The 19,152-nt window shown below is 37.6% G+C and carries 16 protein-coding genes and 1 pseudogene; 5 read left to right on the plus strand and 12 right to left on the minus strand.

The window, feature by feature from the left end:
• Positions 1 to 205 precede the first annotated feature (205 nt).
• The 3 genes from ACIQ1E_RS10150 to ACIQ1E_RS10160 all read right to left on the minus strand — a co-directional run bounded on the left by ACIQ1E_RS10150 (position 206) and on the right by ACIQ1E_RS10160 (position 3,168).
• Entirely contained in the window at positions 206 to 883 is a 678-nt protein-coding gene (locus ACIQ1E_RS10150) for a metal-dependent hydrolase (protein ID WP_396171136.1), read from the minus strand.
• A 261-nt stretch (positions 884 to 1,144) separates the two neighbouring features.
• Entirely contained in the window at positions 1,145 to 2,107 is a 963-nt protein-coding gene (gene menA, locus ACIQ1E_RS10155) for a 1,4-dihydroxy-2-naphthoate octaprenyltransferase (protein WP_396171138.1), read from the minus strand.
• 230 nt (positions 2,108 to 2,337) lie between these two features.
• Positions 2,338 to 3,168: a 1,4-dihydroxy-2-naphthoyl-CoA synthase gene (locus tag ACIQ1E_RS10160; protein ID WP_396171140.1), complete on the minus strand. Its 831-nt coding sequence runs from the start codon at positions 3,166 to 3,168 to the stop codon at positions 2,338 to 2,340.
• 586 nt (positions 3,169 to 3,754) lie between these two features.
• On the opposite strand from ACIQ1E_RS10160, the gene ACIQ1E_RS10165 reads away from it, so the two are divergent.
• Entirely contained in the window at positions 3,755 to 4,537 is a 783-nt protein-coding gene (locus tag ACIQ1E_RS10165) for a DUF3943 domain-containing protein (RefSeq protein WP_396171142.1), read from the plus strand.
• 325 nt (positions 4,538 to 4,862) lie between these two features.
• On the opposite strand, the gene ACIQ1E_RS10170 is transcribed toward ACIQ1E_RS10165, so the two are convergent.
• Positions 4,863 to 6,161, minus strand: coding sequence for an ATP-binding protein (locus ACIQ1E_RS10170; protein WP_396171144.1), 1,299 nt, complete (start codon positions 6,159 to 6,161; stop codon positions 4,863 to 4,865).
• Between the two features lie 627 nt (positions 6,162 to 6,788).
• Here ACIQ1E_RS10170 and ACIQ1E_RS10175 point away from each other — a divergent pair.
• The 3 genes from ACIQ1E_RS10175 to ACIQ1E_RS10185 are packed head-to-tail and all read left to right on the plus strand — an operon-like array spanning position 6,789 to position 9,238.
• Entirely contained in the window at positions 6,789 to 7,010 is a 222-nt protein-coding gene (locus ACIQ1E_RS10175) for a helix-turn-helix domain-containing protein (protein ID WP_396171146.1), read from the plus strand.
• A 2-nt stretch (positions 7,011 to 7,012) separates the two neighbouring features.
• Positions 7,013 to 8,260, plus strand: a complete 1,248-nt coding sequence (locus ACIQ1E_RS10180; RefSeq protein WP_396171148.1) for a DNA cytosine methyltransferase — start codon at positions 7,013 to 7,015, stop codon at positions 8,258 to 8,260.
• A 3-nt stretch (positions 8,261 to 8,263) separates the two neighbouring features.
• Positions 8,264 to 9,238, plus strand: coding sequence for an HNH endonuclease (locus ACIQ1E_RS10185; RefSeq protein WP_396171150.1), 975 nt, complete (start codon positions 8,264 to 8,266; stop codon positions 9,236 to 9,238).
• A 176-nt stretch (positions 9,239 to 9,414) separates the two neighbouring features.
• Here the strand turns inward: ACIQ1E_RS10185 and ACIQ1E_RS10190 are convergent, their stop codons facing one another.
• Positions 9,415 to 10,395 carry an HNH endonuclease gene (locus tag ACIQ1E_RS10190; protein WP_396171152.1) on the minus strand — a complete coding sequence of 327 codons (981 nt, stop codon included), beginning with the start codon at positions 10,393 to 10,395 and terminating at the stop codon, positions 9,415 to 9,417.
• Positions 10,396 to 10,921: 526 nt separating this feature from the next.
• Here ACIQ1E_RS10190 and ACIQ1E_RS10195 point away from each other — a divergent pair.
• Positions 10,922 to 11,977, plus strand: coding sequence for an NAD(P)-dependent alcohol dehydrogenase (locus ACIQ1E_RS10195; RefSeq protein ID WP_396171154.1), 1,056 nt, complete (start codon positions 10,922 to 10,924; stop codon positions 11,975 to 11,977).
• A gap of 217 nt (positions 11,978 to 12,194) precedes the next feature.
• On the opposite strand, the gene ACIQ1E_RS10200 is transcribed toward ACIQ1E_RS10195, so the two are convergent.
• From ACIQ1E_RS10200 to ACIQ1E_RS10230, 7 genes and pseudogenes are all read right to left on the minus strand, one after another.
• Entirely contained in the window at positions 12,195 to 13,049 is an 855-nt protein-coding gene (locus ACIQ1E_RS10200) for a S1 RNA-binding domain-containing protein (RefSeq protein WP_396171156.1), read from the minus strand.
• A 170-nt stretch (positions 13,050 to 13,219) separates the two neighbouring features.
• On the minus strand, positions 13,220 to 13,465 hold the full coding sequence (locus tag ACIQ1E_RS10205; RefSeq protein WP_396171158.1) for a DUF86 domain-containing protein: 246 nt from the start codon (positions 13,463 to 13,465) through the stop codon (positions 13,220 to 13,222).
• Positions 13,455 to 13,757, minus strand: a complete 303-nt coding sequence (locus tag ACIQ1E_RS10210) for a nucleotidyltransferase family protein (protein ID WP_396171160.1) — start codon at positions 13,755 to 13,757, stop codon at positions 13,455 to 13,457. The genes ACIQ1E_RS10205 and ACIQ1E_RS10210 overlap by 11 nt, the downstream gene beginning before the upstream one ends.
• Before the next feature lie 155 nt (positions 13,758 to 13,912).
• Positions 13,913 to 15,529, minus strand: coding sequence for a DUF1501 domain-containing protein (locus ACIQ1E_RS10215; RefSeq protein ID WP_396171162.1), 1,617 nt, complete (start codon positions 15,527 to 15,529; stop codon positions 13,913 to 13,915).
• A 76-nt stretch (positions 15,530 to 15,605) separates the two neighbouring features.
• On the minus strand, positions 15,606 to 17,402 hold the full coding sequence (locus tag ACIQ1E_RS10220) for a DUF1800 family protein (protein WP_396171164.1): 1,797 nt from the start codon (positions 17,400 to 17,402) through the stop codon (positions 15,606 to 15,608).
• Between the two features lie 197 nt (positions 17,403 to 17,599).
• A complete protein-coding gene (nagA, locus tag ACIQ1E_RS10225) occupies positions 17,600 to 18,715 on the minus strand; it encodes an N-acetylglucosamine-6-phosphate deacetylase (RefSeq protein WP_396171166.1) in 1,116 nt (371 codons plus the stop codon).
• Between the two features lie 99 nt (positions 18,716 to 18,814).
• Positions 18,815 to 19,152: pseudogene (locus ACIQ1E_RS10230) on the minus strand (glucosamine-6-phosphate deaminase); the annotation flags it as partial.

Here is a 19,152-nt window from a genome sequence, read left to right on the forward strand (position 1 = left end):
GCAGCACAAAACTTTGCTAAAATACGCTCAGTCATTGATACAACTATAAAAAATGGCCTAAATGTATTGGAAGCATTGGTAATAATAGCTAAATTTGAGTTTGAATTATAAACTGATTAGTTACCTCCATTTATCTGGCTTTAAAAAGCACTCGAACTGACGATATAAAATAAAACTCCTGATTGCCTCGTTCCCCGCAATGACTTTACAACTCAATACTCTCTCCAATGTCGAGTAGCATCAGATCCTTGCCCTTATTAAAAAACTTGCGAATAGCCGATTCGTGGTCGATTTCGATATAACCAAAAGTATCGTAATGAACGCCCAGAATTTTGTCACATTCAACAAAATTCGAAGCGATGATAGCATCTTCGACGTCCATAGTAAAATTATCACCAATGGGGAAAATAGCCAAATCGAGTTTGGTGCGCATCGGGATGAGTTTCATATCCATACTGAGTGCCGTGTCTCCAGCAATATAGATGTTCTTATGTTCGCCTTCGATGACAAAACCTCCTGGATTCCCGCCATTGCTTCCATCAGGAAAAGAACTGGAATGCACTGCACTGACATATTTGACCTTGCCAAAATCGAAATTCCAGCTTCCACCGTGGTTCATAGGATGGGATTTCAGCCCTTTTTCTCCGTAATGCGTGGCGATTTCATAATTCGAAACGATAACCGCATTGGTTCTACCTGAGATATACTCCACATCGAGTACGTGATCTCCGTGAGCGTGGGTCAGCAGAATGTAATCGGCTTGGAGTTCATTGATATTGATGTGTGAGGCGTTGGGATTGGCTGAAATAAAAGGATCCACCAGAATGTGCTTGCCACCCACTTCGATTCCCAAAGAGGAGTGACCGTAAAATGTAATTTTCATCTTTATCTATTTTCTAAATAATTCCTTAAAACTAAATTGGCACGCAGATGACGCGGATTTTACGGATTTATGCTGATAATTAATTCATTGAGCCCAAATAAAAAAATCCGTTTCTATCTGTTACAATCCGTATAATCCGTGTGCCAATTTCTATTGTGCTATACGCAACAAACCACAATCATACCTCGTATGTCTTCTCCCAACTTCCAACTTCCAACCTCGTATATCGTACCTAGTATATTGTACCTCGTACTTCACCCCCTATCGTCCTCCCAAAAAGAGATTCACAATCAAGTCTTGAATCAGTGAAATCATGCAGATGGCCAACAAGATTGAAAGTGCAAAGGTACTCAAGGCTAGTTTTTTCAATTCAGGATCTAAAGCTCTAGAATCTTGATTTTTATATACTGTACTTAAATGTTTAATTAAAGGGATGTACGCCAATAAAAACAAGTATTGATCAAAGCTAAAATTGTTAACAATCGCAAATAGCACCACCAAAACCATAGCCGAAATGATTAAAAAATAATGGTACTGTTTCGCTTTTTCACCGCCAACCTTCACCACGATCGTATTCTTATTTGACTTCCGGTCTGAAACCTCATCGCGCATATTGTTCAAATTCAACACGCCTACACTCAAAAAACCAATAGCGATTGCCGGCAAGAAAAGATCAAAATGCAATTCTTTCGAATACAAAAAATTAACTCCAATCGTACTCACTAAACCAAAGAACAGGAATACAAACAAGTCTCCAAAACCTCGATAACCATAAGCAGTATTACCCACTGTATAGCGAATGGCCGAAGCAATAGCTAAAATACCCAAAACCAAATAGAATAAAGAATAACTTAAATTAGTGTCACGGAATGCGTAATAAATCAGCAACATAGCCGAAAACAAAGTAAGGACAGAAGTGATGATAATGGCGCGTTTCATCGCTTCTGGAGAAATCACTCCCGATTGGATGGCACGCTTGGGACCAATACGATCCTCATTGTCGGTACCTTTCATTCCATCTCCATAATCATTGGCGAAATTAGAGAGAATTTGCAATCCCAAGGTGGTGAGTATCGCATAGCCAAACAATCTCCAATTGAAGACTTCGGTTGGCGTCATCACGTTATCCGTTGGATAAGCCAAGGCATACATGCTACCCACTATTATTCCGGAAACGGATAAGGGTAAGGTTCTTAATCGAGCGGCTTGAATCCAATGTTTCATTTCAAAGTTAGAAGTTAGAGGTTAGAAGTTAGAGGTTAGAAGTTAGAGGTTAGAAGTTAGAGGTTAGAAGTTAGAGGTTAGAGGTTGGAAGTTGGAAGTTGGAAGTTAGAAGTTGGAAGTTAGAAGTTGGAAGTTTGAGGTTCACAACTTTGTATTTCGTACCTCGTATTTCGTATCTCGCACCTCGTATTTCGTACCTCGTATTTCGTACCTTGTACCTCGTACTTCCTCTACGGGAGCCATTTTTTTTCAAAATTCGGTTTTCTTTTTTCGAGGAAGGCGTTTCTGCCCTCTTTGGCTTCTTCGGTCATATAGGCTAGTCTTGTCGCTTCGCCGGCGAAAACCTGTTGTCCTACCATGCCATCATCGGTTAAATTCATAGCGAATTTTAGCATTTTGATCGAAGTTGGTGACTTTTCCATGATTTCCTGTGCCCATTGGTAAGCGGTATCTTCGAGTTCGTCGTGCGGAATCACCGCATTGACCATTCCCATATCCAAAGCTTCCTGAGCGGAATAATTGCGTCCGAGGAAGAATATTTCACGCGCTTTCTTTTGTCCCACCATTTTGGCCAAATAAGCCGAACCATAACCCGCGTCAAAACTGGTGACATCGGCATCGGTTTGTTTGAAAATGGCGTGTTCTTTACTCGCCAGAGTCAAATCGCAGACTACATGCAAACTATGTCCGCCCCCTACAGCCCAACCTGGGACTACGGCAATCACTACCTTGGGCATAAAACGAATCAAACGCTGTACTTCGAGGATATTCAAACGGTGTTGGCCGTCGTCGCCTACATAACCTTGGTGTCCACGGGCGTTTTGATCGCCTCCGGAACAAAAGGAATACACCCCATCTTTGGTCGAGGGTCCTTCGGCTGAAAGTAGCACCACTCCTATCGAAGTATCTTCCTGAGCATCATAAAAAGCTTGGTACAATTCGGAGGTGGTTTTAGGTCGAAAAGCGTTGCGTACATTGGGACGGTTGAAGGCTATTCGAGCCACGCCATTGCATTTTTTATAGGTGATATCTTCGTATTCTTTGACGGTTATCCAGTCCATTAGTATTGTTTTAAATTACAAATGTAAAATTAGCGCATTTTTTATATTTATCTAATAATAGGGAACTTTTTTAAATCATTAAGAGCATTAAGTTAAAGAAGTCATCTAATGACCGAAGCCTAAATGGTCGCGCACAGCCAAAGTACATCGCATTGGAGCAATAGTACTGAGACGCTTACATCGTGACAAATATCAAGAACAAGAAGAGCAACAGTGTTGAGACGGTTAGAGCGTTACAAACGGGCGGGTTGAATTGATTAGACTATAATTATACTTAACCCGTTGAGTGTAATTCCACATATTCGCAACAAATTGACTCCTTAAGCCAACGAGTTATACTTAGTATAAAGCGATTGGCTTTGCGTTAAAAATTATTCCAATGCCTATATTTTTTTGTTACATTTGCAACCGAAAAAAAACGATAACACCTATTCGTTGAATAGGCTAACAGACCCAAAATCAAACACCTATTGAAACATTTTAGTGCTGTTTTTGATTTTATTATTTTAATTCTATGATTCTTAAAAAGACTTTTCTAGATCCCCTTGTTCTGTTTTTCATAATCAGTTTTTCGTATTCCCAACAAATGGATACGAGTAGTTTGGAGAATCCCATGCCGATCACTGTTGTTGATAGTTCCGTTGTTAAAGCCGATGAACCCCTTATTGTTCTTGCAGACAGTCTGAAACCTGCCCTTGATACTATCACCCCAGCACCTGCAAAAATTTCTATGACTTATCCACCATTGCATCGCGATTGGAGACGATTGGGTTACACCACCTCGATGTATTTAGGAGCCACGGTTATTGCTTTTGGAGTGCTTTGGGTTATGCCTGAAAGTGCAACCAATTGGGACAAAGAAGAAATAAAAGAAAAAGGCCTTTTGTGGAAATGGAAAGAAAATGTCAAAGCGGGACCTGTTTGGGACGAGGACGATTGGGTACTCAATTGGATTACGCATCCGTATTGCGGAGGTATTTATTATATGACCTCTCGAAGCGCTGGTTTTACCGCCTGGGAATCCTTTGGCTACTCGGCTATTATGTCGACTTTCTTTTGGGAATATGGGATCGAAGCTTTTGCCGAAGTACCTTCAATTCAAGATCTTATCATCACTCCTGTGTTTGGTGCGATGGTGGGAGAAGGCTTCTTCCTTGCTAAAAAATCGATTCTCAAGCACGATAAAAAGGTTTTAAAATCAAGAGCGCTAGGCATCACTACCTTATTTTTTATGGATCCTTTCAATACTATTTTGGATGGATTTGGATACAAAGACCGAGTAAAAACCCAAATGAATATCGCTCCTGTGGGCGTGAATCAATTTACCAAAAGCCCCGTTTGGGGGGTGCAGTTTTCGGCTAGTTTTTAAGGGGGTTGATTGGTTAAGCGGTTAATCGCTTAATTGGTTAAATGTTTCGGGGTTTGGCAGGGCATTCGCTTTTAAAAAAAGAAAAAAAAGTTAGCCACGAATCACACCAATTGTCACTAATTTTTTATCAAATTTAAAATTGAATTACACTAATTTTATTTATTTCTAAGAATTCGTGTAATAAAAAATAGTTCTAATTCGTGTTTATTAGTGTAATTCGTGGCGGAAACTTTTAAAAGCGAATGCCCTGGGGGTTTGGGGGCTTAAATGCTATTGATTTCCACCGCGCCGCCTGGCTCCTTCGCTAAAACAGTCCACTGACCCCCTAGCCCCCTAAAGGGGGAACTGGTGAATTGATTAGGAAATCGTGTAGTTTCCAAGCTTGCACATGTATGATTCCGTTGCTTATAGGCATTACTAGGTCGTCTAATGACACCACTATTTTTGGATAATTATCACTAATGACCTCTAAAGATGCGTACTCTCGTTTTATGGTAGCTTCGTCAATTAACAAATAAGCAGATTGAACATACAGCTTTTGGTCTGCTTTTGTAGCTACAAAATCTACCTCTTTATTTGGCATTACTCCGACATACACTTCATAACCCGATCGGAGCAGTTCTAAATAAATCAAGTTTTCTAGTTGATAACCAATACCATATCCAAAACCAGCGTACAAGTAATTTTTGTATGCCAAATCATTGCAATAATATTTCACATTTCCTGCAATGGTGTCCTTCCCTTTGATATCAAAACGCTCTGCTTTGTGCAGTAAAAAGGTATCTTCGATGTATCCAATATAATTTGCGATGGTATCGTAAGTTGTTTTTCGACCTTTACTTTTCAAATAGTTTGTAACGTTGTTTATGGATAGTAAATTAGCCGCATTATTAACCAAGTAAATAAAAATTTCTTCCAATAATTTTGGGTCTTTTATAGCGTGTCGCTGAATGACATCACGAAGCAAAACCGTGTCTTTTACCGATGCTACATAATGCCTTTTGTTTTCTTCGTTTGGTAAAACAAAAAGTTCTGGTAAACCACCAGTTTGCATATAATTGATGTAGGTTTCTTTGCTGCTATTTCGTTGTGTAATCCCAATATACTCTTTAAAACTGAATGGAAATATCTCAAAATTGATATACCTGCCCGAGAGCAAAGTAGCTAATTCGCCCGAAAGCATATTAGAATTTGAACCACTTATAAATACTTCATAACTTTGCGTAAAATCTTGCGAATAGGAGTTTACAAGCCGTTCCCATTGCACAATATTCTGAATTTCATCCAAAAACAAATAAATTTTCCCCAGAGGTTTTAAAGTCAATTGATAGTGTTTTATCAATTGTTCTAATTCGGTATAATGGTTTACAAAATCAAAATCGATATACTCTTTGTTTAAATAAAAAATGTTATGCGGATGCACACCACTATTTATTAAGTCGTTAGCAATTTGCCGTAAAATATAACTTTTACCAGTACGTCTTTGCCCCACTATCACTTTTACCAATTTATTATGACAATACCCACGAATGGCATTGAGATAATCGGTGCGTAAAAAACCTTGTTGTGGCACATTGCCATTCCAAAAGTTGAATTTAGCCAAAGAGTTGAATTTTTCTTCCATACTAGAAATTTTTATACAAAAATAGCTTTTATTCTTTTATAGACGAAAAAAAGTGATGCTTATTTTTGATGGCGGATGGCGGTGTACGGTTAGGAGGTTAACTGGTCAATTGGTTAATCGCTTAATTGGTTAAATGTTTCGGGGTTTGGGAGCTTAAATGCTATTGATTGCCAACGCGGCGGCTGGCTCCTTCTCTAAAACAGTCCACTGGACTGTTTTTTAACGCTCGGCCCCCTAAAGGGGGAACTGGCAAGGGGGAACTGGCAAGAAGGTAATAGGTTGGATGGGTAGTTTATTGTTATGGATTGCCACCGCGCCGGCTGGCTTCTTGACTAAAACAGTGTAGTGAAGTGTTTTTTAATGCGCGGCACGCTGCCCCTCACTCCTATTCTCGAAGTGAGCACCATTAGACTGGAATGATTTTATTATGAAAATAATTCGTCAAATGTGGGAAACCGTAAAATATATTTTTTTACATTATTTAATTCAACGAAACCTGCTAACCTTGTTGCATATCAATACTATATAACTTCTCTTCTTACACCTAATAACTTTGTTAACAACTACCTTTTTATGCCTACAATTGTAAGCGGGTCAATTGTAGGCGCAAAACTAATTTTATAAACTATGGATATTAAAGAAAAATTTGGACAAAAGGTTAAATCTCATAGGGAAGAAAAAGGATTCTCTATTGAACATTTAGCCAATATTTCTAATGTGGACAGAAATTACATTTCTGACATAGAAAAGGGAAAAAGAAATGTTTCAATTGAAATAATTGAAAAAATAATTACTGCACTAGATACTGATTTTGCAACTTTTTTTAACGATAAAGGATTTAAGAAATGAAAATGAAAGAGAAGAAACACAAAATAAAAGAAGTTGAAATTGAGAATTTAACAGTTAATGAACCCCAATACAATATTTTTTATGAAGTTGAAAATTGGGTGGACAAAAAATTCAGCAATCCTAATGGAACAATCAGATTAGCAACAATGTTTAGTGGCATTGGCTCAATTGAGCATGCCCTAAAAAGATTAAATCTTAAAGAAGAAATTATTTTCGCATGCGATAATGATAAACATGTAAAAGAAAGTTATTTTGCTAATTATGAAATTTCAGAAAGTAGCTGGTATGATGATGTTAAAAATATAGATGGAGCAAAATACAAAGACAAAATTGATCTTTTGGTTGGAGGAAGTCCTTGTCAATCATTTTCAATGGTTGGAAAAAGAAAAGGGTTTGAAGATACAAGAGGAACTCTTTTTTATGAATTTGCAAGGGTTGTGAAAGAAAGCCAACCTAAGGTATTTATTTTTGAAAATGTCAAAGGATTAGTTAATCATGATAAAGGAAATACTTTTGAAGTAATAAAAGAAACATTTAAAGAACTTGGCTATAACTTTAAATACCAATTATTAAATTCGAAAAACTTTGGTATTCCGCAGCATAGAGAAAGAATATTTGTAATTGGATTCAAGGATAATTCTGTTAATTTTGAATTTCCTGAACCAATTCCGTTAGAATACAAAATGCAAGACTTTCTTGAAGATTATATTGATAGTAAATATTATCTTAAAGAAAAGGGAGTGAAATTTGTCACTAGTACTAAAAACAGGAATAAAAGATATACTCAAATAAATGGAGAAATAGCCATATGTCAAAAAGCAAATCAACAGTTTAACTGGCATGGTGATTTTATCTTTGAAGAAACTGAAAGTGATTTTAATGATTTTGTTTTTGATGTAAATGAAGTTGAAGAAAAATATTATTTATCTGATAAAGTAAAAACTTATGTTTTAGCTACTGGAACTAAAACATTTAAAACTACTGTGGGCACAGATTTAGAAATAGCAAGACCTATTCTTCAGTCAATGCATAAAATGCATCGCTCGGGAGTTGACAATTATGTTACTCATAATAAAGGTAAAATTAGAAAACTGACACCGAAAGAATGTTTGCGACTAATGGGATTTAAAGATGATTTCAAACAAGTTGTAAGTGACACACAAATGTATAGGCAAGCCGGGAACAGTATAGTTGTAAATGTATTTATAGCTTTAATGAAACAAATGGATATAACTAAATTTGCTGAATAACTTATGAATATAATACTTGACAATCACAACTATAAAGTAGTAGATACTAAAGAAAAAATTACCATCGCAGACAGTTTTGTTGTTCGACAAAACAAAATTGGCGGTGGTAATGGAGAGGCAAAATTATACATCGGACAAGATGTTCTAGAAACAAGGAGTTTTTTTGGAAATAATGGTTTTGCTATTCCTTGTTTTTTGATTAAATCAGATTTGCAAAAGTATTTAGAAGAAACCAAAGTTGAATATCTCAAACCCGAGCAGCCATATATCAACAAAGAAATTTTACCAAATCTTTGGATTGAAAGGAAAAAGAAAATAGACGCTTTACCCGAAAGAATTGATTTTGAAGTTGTAGAACAAACTCAAATAGCTGGGCCAAGGGTATATGTAAACTCAGGCGACCAAGCATACAAAATTATTAGAGAACTTTCTTTACCTAACATTACATTTATTTCAGTAATAAAACTAATGGATGATAACGGAAAACTAAATTACTATTTTCGTTTATTTGCGGACTACTTTGGAGAGACTGAACACCCTTATACTATTGAAAAGGAAGAAGAACAAATTGAAGAAACAATAGCCGACAAATTAGAAAAAACTCAACTTTACCGAGCAAGAATTGGACAAGGAGAATACAGAAAAAACTTGCTCGCACTTTGCCCTTTTTGCCCTATTACATTAGTTTCAGATGACAGACTACTAATTGCAAGTCATATTAAACCGTGGGTTGCATCCACCGATATTGAAAAGCTTGACCCCTTAAATGGTTTTATGCTGACGCCTACATTTGACCGTTTATTTGATAGAGGCTTTCTATCCTTTACCAACGACAAAAAAACTATATTATCTCCATTTTTATCAAATATGACATATTCAAAACTTGGTATTTCGGACAATAAAATAATTACACATTTACCAATTGCAGGACGAGAAGAGTATTTGGAATATCACAGGACAGAAATACTAAAGAAATAAAAACTCATTAAACAAAAAGTTTTTACATTCTGAATCAAACCTTTGTTTTAGTTGGCTTTTCACAAGATGCTAAAAGACTCAAATGGTATGAAGAAAACGGTAAATACAAATTCAAAATGAATGATAATAAAGATTCGTTAGTTCTAGAATAGGATGTTGTTATTGAAAAATAGTAATCATAACACAAAACATTCTTTCCGATGCCAACTTAAATTTTGAGTCGAAGGATACAATTTAACCTCTTGTGGTAAGTTAATGCGTTTTCCTGCAAATTGGGTTATGCCATAAGGACTGTCAGATTCATTGACAGATGGTGATATTCTAACAATATAATCTTCATTGATAGTAAATAAACCTCGATCAAACGCTCTGTGTAAATTAGGTGATAAACAAATACCATTAGAAATAGTATCATCATTAGACATGCTAAAAGGAATGATATGACATGCATCTACCATTTGTGCATTAATTGTGGTTTGAATCTTCATTCCAGAGATACAACATTGGTGGTTGTAAATTCGTGGAATTTCTTTTTTAAATATACCACCTCTAATGAAACGTTCTTCTTGAATTTCTTCTTCCGTTAATTCTTCTTCAAGCATTTGCATCTTAGTTTGATATTCTGCTTTGGTATCGTTTATTATTTGATTTTTTATTTCTAATTCTAATTTATACTGCACTTCTGAAGTTTCCTTAAAGTAAGATGCTTTAGTTGATGGAAAATAAAATTCTAAAAGGATATTTTGGAATAAGGTATTTGTAGCATTATCTACCATTAAAAGAAAAAGAGCTTGGTCTATTTCGGCAAAGGCAATATTGTCATTTAAGCTTTTTAAAGTGCTGATACTTTTTAATGTTGTTGCTCCATTTCGTAAATAGGTCAAATGCCAAAAAGGTTCGCTTTTTAAATGGAAGAATGGTAAGGCAAATGTGCATATATTGTTCGTGGAAACTAATGTGTTCCAATTGCTTTTGAAAGCCAGAACTAATTCGGGTGTAATGAATATTCTATTGGTAATGATTTCACCTTTTCCTATCAACTGCAAAATGGACAATAGTAGAATTGGCTTGTGTGGTGCTTTTATACCCTTGTTGGTTGCTCTGTTTAATTTCGTAAAATATTTTATGTAGGTATTCTTTACTTGGTCGTTTGTCATACTGCCTTAAATGATTTTATAAAAATAGTATAAATTCATCAAACACTTCGTATTTTTAATTTCTATGTTTACATCAGCACTGGGAATCTCTACAACTCAAGATACCAACTGGTCTCCCAAAGACAGAGTAGCTTAGTAGTCGAAGTTCGATTTACGAGATACGATATACGATATACGACATTTGGCCCTGCGACAGGCTCGGGTTGACAGTGGGTTATCAGTTATCGATTAAGTGCTATACTAGGCCTGCGCACCGGCTGGCTCCTTCGCTAAAACAGTCCACTGGACTGTTTTTTTAACGCTCGGCCCGGTTTGGGGTTTGGAGTTGCGGGTTCGGGGTTGCGGGTTTGGAGTTTGTGGTTTATTGCTACTGCTTGCCTTCGCGCCGGCTGGCTCCTTATGTTATTACGAATAAAGCAATTAGCCTACTAATTTTGCCTGTATACTGTTTTTTCAATTTTATATTTGACTATCTTTGGGAGAATCAATTATTTCTTATTTTACCAAATAAAATAATGCTACAACTATGAAAACAACAAACGTAAAAGCCTTTGGCACCAAAGCTGCCGATGCTCCTTTGAATGAAATGACTATTGACCGTAGGGAGGTGACTCCTAAAGACCTTGAAATTGCCATTCTGTATTGTGGTGTTTGCCATTCGGATTTGCATTTTGCAAAAAACGATTGGGGCATGACCTCCTATCCTGTGGTTCCGGGGCACGAAATTGTGGGTCGAGTAACCCAAGTGGGTAGCGAAATCAGTCGCTACAAAGTGGGTGATGTGGTCGCGGTGGGCTGTCTTGTTGATTCGTGCAGGACTTGTAACAGTTGCGAGCAGGACTTAGAGCAATACTGCCTTAACGGTTGGACGGGTACTTATGGTGGCTATGACAAACATTTGGATCAGCCTACTCATGGTGGGTATTCTCAAAAAATTGTGGTGGATGAATATTTTGTATTGAAAGTGCCTGCTAATTTAGATTTGGCTGCCGTTGCACCCTTACTTTGTGCCGGAATCACTACTTGGTCGCCACTTCGTCATTGGAATGTTAGCAAAGGCAGTAAAGTAGCCGTGGTCGGTTTAGGTGGTTTGGGACATATGGCCATCAAATTTGCTAAAGCCTTGGGAGCCGAGGTAACGCTTTTTTCCAGATCGACTAACAAAGAAAAAGATGCTTTGGACTTGGGAGCCGATGCTGTCGTTATTTCTACTGATGCAACGCAAATGGCTTCGGTACTAGGTAAATTTGATGTTATCATCGATACTGTACCTTATATTCATGATGTCAATCCGTATGTCAATACCTTAGCCATTAGTGGTACTTTGGTATTGGTGGGTTATTTAGGGCCTATAGACCCCTTCTTGAATTCGGTTCCTATGATTATGGGAAGAAGATCTGTAGCGGCTTCGCTCATTGGTGGTATTGCCGAAACGCAAGAAATGCTTGACTTTTGCGGTGAAAACAATATCGTTTCGGAAATTGAAATGATCAAGATGCAGGACATCAACGAAGCGTATGAACGAATGCTCAAAAGCGATGTACGTTACCGTTTTGTGATTGATATGGCTTCTTTGAAATAATATAATAGCCTTAAAAAAAAGAATCCCAAACACTGAATTTTAATTGGTGTTTGGGATTTTTGGTTTTAGGCTAGCACCAAATGAACACACCCCCAGCCCCTCTCAAGAGGGGAATTAGGAGTGCTTCAAAAATAATACGTCATTTTATATTGCTTTTTATAGAATAAAAATTCTACCTCGAACTGATGGATGCGATAATTACACCCAATGGGTTTAATTACTCTTTCACCAAATAGATTCCGTCTTCCTTGATTTCGATTCGTTTTTCTTTGTACAAAGCACCAATGGCTTTCTTGAAAGTTTTCTTGCTCATTTTCAAAACCGTTTTGATGTCTTCGGGATGGGAATTGTCGGTGAGACGCAAGAAACCGCGACTGGCACGCAATTCGTCGAGGATTTTCTCGGCATTGGGTTCGATGTTTTGGTAGCCCTGAATTTGAAGGCTAACATCTATTTTATTATCGGGACGAATGGTTTTGACATAGCCTCTCATACGGTCACCTGTGCGAATGGCATCATCATATACTTCGTCTCTGTATAGCAATCCTTTGTGCCGCTCGTTGATGATGACGTTTAATCCCAGCTCGGTGATGTGGGAAACGATTAAATCAACCTCCTCGCCTTTTTCGACTGTGAGCTCGTTATTGTTCAAAAACTGATTGGTTTTGCTTGAGGCCACCAAACGTTTGGTTTTCTCGTCCATATACAAGTAGACCAAATAGCGCTTCCCTTTTTCCATAGGGCGCGCTTGCTCTTTGAAGGGCACGAGTATGTCTTTCTCCATTCCCCAATCCATAAATGCGCCTATTTGGTTGACGTAGTTCACACGCAAAAGTGCAAATTCGTTCAACAAAATATAGGGTTCGAGTGTGGTTGCAACGGGACGTTCTTCGTGGTCTAGGTAGACAAAAACGATAATCTCCTCGCCAATTTCCCATTCGTTGGGCACGTATTTATTGGGTAAAAGTATGTCGTGTATTCCTTCGGGGTCTTGTTCGGGGTTTCCCAAAAACAGCCCCACTTTGGTGTCACGTAATATGGTGAGCGTGTTGTATTTTCCTATTTCAATCATTATTTCCTTTTCTAAAGTGCAAAGATACGAAGAATGAAAGGATTTATTTTGAAGGTAATCTGAAGAAGTTTTCGCTGTAGTTCTTTTAGTATATTCCCAATTTGACTCTTGAACAATGGGATCGTTTCAAAAATAGTTTCCCAAACAAAGCTATTATCCACCGAAAAATACTAGTGCACAATAAAATTTCTCATTGATTTTGCTCCGCGCCAATCTACTTCAGGAAATTTAATCTTTATCTCTTCATCAATTTGAGAAATTGCTTCTCCTATAACGATAAAATTTTTGAGTACAGCATCCTGTTTAAGCCAATCGTTCATAAACTCTTCCTTGGTTGTTGTGTTCGACACCAACTCTAATTTTTCAATAGCTTCTAGAATATGAAGGAAGTATATCTTTTGCTTATCAGTTTTCATAAAAATACCTTACTTCACTTAGTACTTTTTCCTTGATAAACTTACTTAAACCGTTTTCTGAAATTAAATCCACTTTTTTATGTAGTTTTTCTTCTAACTCAAAGTGAATCTTGGACAAGGTAAAGAGTCCAATAGGATGATGTAGCGAAAAAAGAATATCAATATCACTGTCCTTACTTTCTTCATTTCTGGCCACAGAGCCAAACAAACCTATTCTCTTGGGTTGATAGGGCTTTAAAGTTTCGATGATAATATTTAACTGATTCTTTGATAGCATAGTACAAATGTACATAAAAAATTGTTTTCTGATTTAATCTAACTTTTCTCGATCTAAGGTATAAAGCCCGAAATATTATCTAGATAAATTATCTAGAGCATTTTAACCAAATCGGCTGTGGACTTTATAAATTTTATCTTCCATTGACAGTATAGAACTATCTAAAAAAACTACTTCGTTAGGATTTTTTTATAAAAAGATCTTCCATTCCAATCTAAATGAAGGATGTACATAGCGTCTGAAAGTTGTTGATTGTATTGCAGTTGCAATTCTTGTCCTTGCATTTTATAACTCGCACTTTGCAATAAAGTTCCATTGATGGAAAGCAGGGACACTTGGATGTAATCGTTGCTTATTTGTGGCAAGCGAATCGTTAGTTTTCCATCGGAACACGGATTAGGATAGACTGAAATGTCTTGGTATTGCTCCTTATCGAAATCCACCGAACTTAAAAGCGATGCATTGAAAATAGGCAGTTTGGCAAAATTGCTTCCTAATACTTGGGTAACTTCGGCTTCGGTCATACAAAGCCAATCCTGCATCACTGTGGAATACAATTGACGGTAATCAAATTGCATCGGCACTTGGTTGCTAACCGTTGCATTTAATGGAATATCGGGAGAAGCACCTATCATACCTGAAACAGGGTAAGCGGTTCCAGCTACTTGCGTAGGACTGGTATTCAGAGCGGTTCCGAAAAACATAACCGGCGCTGCAGAACCGTGATCGGTGCCCATACTGGCATTGCTTTTGATGCGTCGGCCAAACTCACTAAAGGTCATTCCGGCTACTTTATCTGCTTTTCCCATTTGTTCTAAGTCTTTCTGAAAAGCACCAATAGCTTGAGACAATAGAGTTAAATTGGTGGCTTGCGAACCAATAGTCTTATCGGTACTGCTGACCTGATTCTCGTGGGTGTCGTGGGTATTGGGATGGTTTACAATATAGACTGGGGTTTTCAGACCTCCGTTGATTAATTTGGCAACAATCTTTAATTGGTCGGCTAATTTGTTCCCAGATGGATAAGTTACACCTGTACTTAACGGCACTCCATAGGCGTTTTGTATGGTGCTACGGTACACATTGCTTTGGTCTTTCATTAGTCGCAAAAAAGTCAATTCCTGACCATAATCATTATTGGGTGCAGGATCTGTAATCGAATTGATTACATTCAATAAAGCATTGGGATCGGTAACACTATATCCCATATTTATATTTTGGCCTTGCAAAATGAAAGGCAGGGTGGAACCAATTTGAATTGCCAAAGGATCAGGCATTTCTGCTGTAGGATAAGCGGCAGGGAAATTAGGGTATTTTATATCTAAAGCTCTACCGAGCCAACCGCTATCCAATGATGTATTACTACCGGAACCAGTAAACCAGATATCTGTGGCTCTGAAGTGACTAAAATTAGGATTAGGATAGGAAACTCCTTGCACAATCATCAGTTTTCCATTGTTGTAGAGTCCTTGCATTTCCGACATAGCCGGATGCAAACCCGTTGTTAAATTATTATTTAAGGGCAATACCTGGGAGTTATTCATCATAATATTGCTTCTTGCATTGACTAAATTGGTCCATTTGTCTAATGCAAAAACCGTATTTAATCCGTCATTGCCCCCATTTTGCTGCACAATAACCAATATTCGGCCGCAGTTGACCGCTGCAAGCGCCATTTTTTCTAAAGAAGTATCATCAATTTGAGAAGATGCCATTACAGGAATACCACTGAATAGAATGGGAACAGAGGCTGCAGCAGTTGTTTTTATAAAATCTCTTCTTTTCATGTCTTTGGTTTTTTCAAGATTTGGGATGGTCTCGTCGTTCCTGCCTCACAAACGAAACAAAAAAACTAGTCCTCATTTACATTAATTGATATTCTGCGAGTTGAGTAATGGTCAGCAATAAACTCTTCAACCTTGTTTTTACTGTATTGATATTTGTTGTATTTGTTGGGTTTCCAATATAATTATTCCAAGCTGTGGTCCAATAATAATTTTCGGTTTGATTGGATAGTAAATTCTGCACTTTCAAGGTATTTTTCACCGTGACACTCAAATCAACTGGTAGTAAATATTTGACACATTGGTCTACCAGCAAATCGGGATCTGCACAAGTAGTAGCAGGAAATTGCTGTATCCAAGTGATGACATCTACCTCAATTCGTGTCTGCAAACCATTGTACGTTTTATTATATCCGCCGAAAATAATAGTGAAAAAATTAAATCTTTTTTGGGTTGTGGTCGAGTTGATCCAATATTCGTGATAGGATGGTTTTTGGTAAAAGGCATTCCAACCCGAAACGTTTGGAATAGTCCCCATTGCTTGCTCGATGGGAAACAGAATACTGGAATTAAAATCATTCCAAAGCTTATATTGTGCATTGTAATTCGTGGCGTCGGATACAGTAGCGCCGATATTGAAGGTTCGAAGTGAGCCTATTACCAAATCAAAAGGAGATTTGATGTAGGCTCCCCTATTGGCCATATCATAAAAATGTTGACTTTTGAAAAGGGTATCTAAAACGGGTTGAATATTCCAATTGTTGCTTACAAAAACCTGTGCTAATGGTGTGATGACATTCGCTTCAATATTGGCATCGATGTCGTAATACACAAAGAAGCGGTACAATCGGCGACAGATGTATTCAGAAACCACAATCGATTTAGAAAAAATCATATCGATAAAAGCATCCAACTCATTGGCTCCCGTTCCGCTAATTACGGTATTGTTGAAAAAGGCAGAAAAAGTCTTCGTGGTTTTATCGTGCAGGGCATCATCGTAAGTGGTGGTGGTTGGATAGGCGTTCAAATTTTTTACTCTCCAACCCGTTAAGACTTTGGCTGCTTCTACCACATCTTCTTGAGTGTATGCGCTAAGTGGATCTTTTCCCAAAGTGAACAATTCCATTACCTCTCTAGCAAAATTTTCGTCGGGTGCATTTTTAGTATTGGCCTGATTGTTCAAATAATACATCATCGCAGGCTGAGTTGCCATATTTCGGATGATGGTTTTGAAATTTCCCATGCAATTTTCGCGATAATACTTCATATAATCGTAGCATATTCTGGCCGAATTGGTACCACAATAGGAGTTTTGAGAAACTCGAACGACCGTAAAATCAATGGGGATAAAATGATACCAAAACAAAGCCATTTTCTCGCGAATATTTAAGTCCTGATTGACTCCAAGTGCAAAACACCAAGCGGCAAGTCCTCTGGTTCTGTTCGTATTTGTCGTGCCTCCAACAGCGCCTGTAGTAAAAACATTTTGCGTCCAATCGCTTCCATAAGGTAGCCCATTTTCGTCGGCACTATCAGGTTGGTAATAATTTATTGGAGGATTTGGAGTGGTATTGGTAAAATTCAAAAGTGCATTTACTGAAGCCGTCATGCCAAGATTGACAAAAGCATCGGCGTCGGGCTTTTTGAATCCAAATTGAGTGCGTCTTAACAAATAAGTTGCTTCGTTAAGTGTCCAAGGTCCAGTATAAGGTGCTAATCCACTAGAAACGGGCCCTATCCTGGCATTAGTGGAAGATGCATTATGCCTGATGGAATAATTCTTTCTTCTGTATTTTTCGAATAAAGGATCTTCAGCATTTACATTTCTGGATAACAGTCTCTTAAAAAGACTTCTTCGATTAATTTTACTCGCCATAACCTAAAGTTTTAGCTAATATAATAATTTCTTCTAACTTTCTGAAATATAGGCTCTTTTCTTTGCTAGCCCCCGTGTATAAAATTGAGCATGAGTACAGCAAGTTTGAAGTACGTTAGAACATTAAGGGCGAAAGTATTGGATTAAGACGCTGCAAGTTTTGTTGAAAACATCTATAGTTTTTTTTGAGCAATCCTTTATAACAATAGGGTTTGCATTTGGGTTAAATCCTCATTAAAGGAGACGAATTGCGCTGGAAAACCTTCTTTAATTTTCCCTATTTCATTCTGCATATTAATTGCAGCTGCTACACGGCAAGTTGCCATTTTTACTGCTTCATCAAGGGATATATTCATATGATCGACCGCATTTATTATTGCTTCCTGCATAGAAATGGTGGCTCCTGCCAAATTACCTTCGCTATTGCGGTAAAAACCGTTTTCTAAATGGGCGTCGAAATTGCCCCATTTGAAGTTTTCGATTTTACGTCCGAGAAAGGTAGCATCGGTTATCAAAAACAGTTTTTCTTTTTTTTGTTTGTAAGCTATTCTTGCGGCAGCATAACTGCAGTGTACACCGTCTAAAATGACCGGCGCATAAATAGCATCATTTTCAAAAACAGCACCCACTAAACCTGGGTCACGATGTCCGAACTGTGTCATTGCATTGAATAAGTGAGTTACCAGTTTCAACCCTTTTGAGAAATAATATTGTGCTTCATCATAGGTAATTGTGGTATGACCTATCGAGATCAAGATACCACTTTCGAGTAGCATTTCGAGCTGTTCATTAGTAAAACATTCCGGTGCAATCGTCATTATTTTTATGACGTCTTTGCCATAGCGAATGATTTCTTCTAGTTCTGAATTGGTTGGTTTTCGAACCTGATCGGCGCTGTGAGCGCCGCGTTTCAAAGGGTTTAGAAAGGGGCCTTCGAGATGCATTCCCAAGACACCATTTTTGTGTTTTTCTCTGTAATTCCGAATCGATTCAATTCCCTGATGAATGGTTTCATTAGAAGACGAAATGAGACAAGGAAGTGTGTGCGTGGTTCCGTATTTTAGACTGGTTTGATAAATGTCTTGAATTGTTTCTTGGGTTGGACTCTGGCTAAAATACAGTTCTTCGCCTCCATTGATTTGGATGTCGATAAAACCAGCCGAAAGCTGTTTGCCCTTTAAGTCTATTACTTGGCAATCCATTGGGGTTTCTGTTTGGACTGCAAGTATAAGCCCGTTTTCTATGAGTACAACAGCCTGATTGAGTATTTCCTCCCCCGTGTGAATAATCCCATTAACAATCGCCTGTTTCATTCTATGATACTTATTTAAAAAAATGTCCGATAAAAAACAAAAATAGTAGTTTTTTATCGGACAAAAATAATTAAAAAAAACGTTTTGAATTAATTATGATTAATACTCATAACGTTTGAAAGCTTCGATGGCTTCGTATTCGGCTAGACCCAACTCATCGTAGAGTTTTGCTGTGTTTTTGTTACGATCTTCGGCTCTAACCCAGAATTCTCTTGGGTCGTTTCCTTGGAACATCACCCTGTCTTTTTGTGATTGATGGTACAAAATAGCGTGGCGTTTCAGTGTCACCTCGTCTGGACTTAAAGGAACGGCCATATCTATTTCGTGTAAATCCCATTCGTGCCAAGCTCCTCGGTACAACCACAACCAACAATCACGCATATAAGGTTTTGATTTTAGCCTTTTCAAAGCGGCAAAAATAGCGTTCAAACATACTT

The sequence above is a fragment of the Flavobacterium sp. genome (assembly GCF_044348915.1).
Taxonomy (GTDB): Bacteria; Bacteroidota; Bacteroidia; order Flavobacteriales; family Flavobacteriaceae; genus Flavobacterium.